2 protein-coding genes are annotated in these 2,153 nt (G+C 51.2%); both read right to left on the reverse strand.

The window, feature by feature from the left end; translation table 11 throughout:
- Positions 1 to 205 (reverse strand): hypothetical protein (locus TX76_RS18470; protein ID WP_228842434.1); only part of this gene is annotated, 205 nt, incomplete at its 3' end.
- A 312-nt stretch (positions 206 to 517) separates the two neighbouring features.
- Positions 518 to 1,597 carry a hypothetical protein gene (locus tag TX76_RS17895; protein ID WP_154019150.1) on the reverse strand — a complete coding sequence of 360 codons (1,080 nt, stop codon included), beginning with the start codon at positions 1,595 to 1,597 and terminating at the stop codon, positions 518 to 520.
- Positions 1,598 to 2,153: the final 556 nt, after the last annotated feature.

Below are 2,153 nucleotides of genomic sequence, written 5' to 3' on the forward strand. Positions count from 1 at the left end.
TATATCGTGCACGCCCTTCATCGCTAACTTCTCCACGAATAGATATATTACCAGTTCCACGTCGGGCTGGCTCAATATACCATGCCGAGGGCATCTGGTGCTCAAGATCAAATATCATCTGCGTATCGTAGTCTGTGTTCGCATAGGTGATCTGATCATCACTGGATGGAGAGTTATCTATCAGCAGAAGCGTACTGCCTTGCATGTTTCCTATCTGCAAATGAGCTGCCTGTGTCCATTTTGGCAGGCGATTTACGTTCAAATTATTTTTTCTAACATATGAGCGGACTCGCGCGAGAAATTCTATTCCATGACGTTTGTAATCGAGCTGTAGAGGTAAGGGATCTTGATGTACCATTGTGATTCTATCGATTTTGTAGCTGAGTAATGATAATAAGCATTGCTTGTAGTACGGCTCAGAATTTCATATGATGTGTACGACTCCTGGTGCGGTAGATACCGAGTTAGTGCTACATAAGGGCCTCATCGACCACTTTTAACCAGCACTCTGTGCTATTCAACCAGGTGGTCTATACAGCCATACGAGGAGTGCGAGGTTCGGATCGAGGCGCAAACCGTTCATGTTGGTACACACCTGGTTAGTATCCAGGGGAACCAGGTTCGATTTGAACCGAACGAGGTCAGTTTCACCAGAACTGGCGGAACTGGAATCTGACACACTAACAGGTGTTTTAACTCGACTATTGAGCTTCCGCTGGTAGTGGTCCATCTCATCCAGAACAGTCTCGCGTGCCACGTACTCGGCTTCCGCGTTCGCATCAAACGTCGCACTCGTCGTTACGTCCTGGCTTTGAGTCTGTCGGCACACGGCAGCATGTTCGATCATCGGCAGCGGTGCCTCCTCGCCACCAACATGCGGAACTTGGGACGCCACGTACCGCGCTGCTGCCGAAGGCGTCCCTCGTTCGTGATCACGCTGTCCTTGTGGTTCGTGAACGAGTTCGCTACTGTGCCGGACAGACACGACTTGTTCGGCATGATGGTAGATGGATCTCGCCACAGGCGATTCCTCTACGTGTGCATCGAGGACTGGCTGTAGGTCAGACGGTTCGATCTCGCCCTGGAGGTAGGCGAGGACATGAACGTGGGAATATCCCTTCGCACCGTTGCCAGAGACTACAGTACAGTACGAGATACCGTCGCAACGGTTCATCACCTGGTACATCTTCTGAGCAACGGTATGGCGGGATTCGAGGAGTTCACGCCGGAACTGTACCGGATCACAGAACTCGTTCGTTGACGTGAGGAACTGTCCACCAAGTGTGAACAGAGCAATGCTGTAGTCGTCGTACTGGCGTTGTACGTACCGATCTTGGTCCAGGATTTGGGCGTACCGCCTGTTCGCTTTCGACTGAAGACCGTTGCTATACGCTGGATTGGCGGACTCTCCGGCGTACTCGGTCAAGAGGTCCAAAACATCCTCAGACCACTGCTGCTGAGTGCCGTCAGATCGTGTCAGATCTGTTTTGAGTCGTCGGGAAGGCTGATACCATCGCTGGTACTCAGGATTCCATTGCTCGGCAGCACGGGTCGCTTCAGACGCGAGCGAGCCTCGTGTAGTCGCATTCGTGCTCATAGGTTCGCACCTCGCACTGCTGGCGGATAACCTATCGTATGGTTACAGAAATAATCGAGGTGGCCACCGTAACGCTTAAGTAGATGGGTCTCGTTAAATATTGTTAGAGGCACACGATCACCTCGTGTTGGTCCTCAAGGCGAGCACATCGTTTCGGCGTATGTGTTTGTCCTATCATATCTGGTCAACTCGGTGGAGGCTCAAGCTCCACAACCACGTTTTCTTTGTGCTCTCGACGGATAGAAATATCCATCTGCACGCGAGCGAATGAAAACGTCTTAATATCCTTACGTATTCCAGATACTTAAAATTTTCTGTGTCCAGATATGTTCCAATTACTTACGCCCATGCACTACCAGTATATTTCAAAACCTGGCCCTTACTTCCGGATAAGACTCTCGTGCGTGGCGGTTTCGGCAGGTTAGAGACCGACAGGTGCAGCGGTCTCGGCGGGTCTCGACGCGCTCCGTGCTTAAGTGCCGAGCACGTCGAGCACGCCACCGAGACCTCGATGTGTGATGGTGAGCAGTTCATGTTAGCCAAACGTTTTTTTNTT

It is taken from the genome of Halococcus agarilyticus (assembly GCF_000334895.1).
GTDB classification, from domain to species: domain Archaea; phylum Halobacteriota; class Halobacteria; order Halobacteriales; family Halococcaceae; genus Halococcus; species Halococcus agarilyticus.

Bases quoted from the DNA above. Each gene is read 5' to 3' on its own strand.
- TX76_RS17895 (WP_154019150.1), bottom strand. From the start codon at position 1,597: ATGAGCACGAATGCGACTACACGAGGCTCGCTCGCGTCTGAAGCGACC.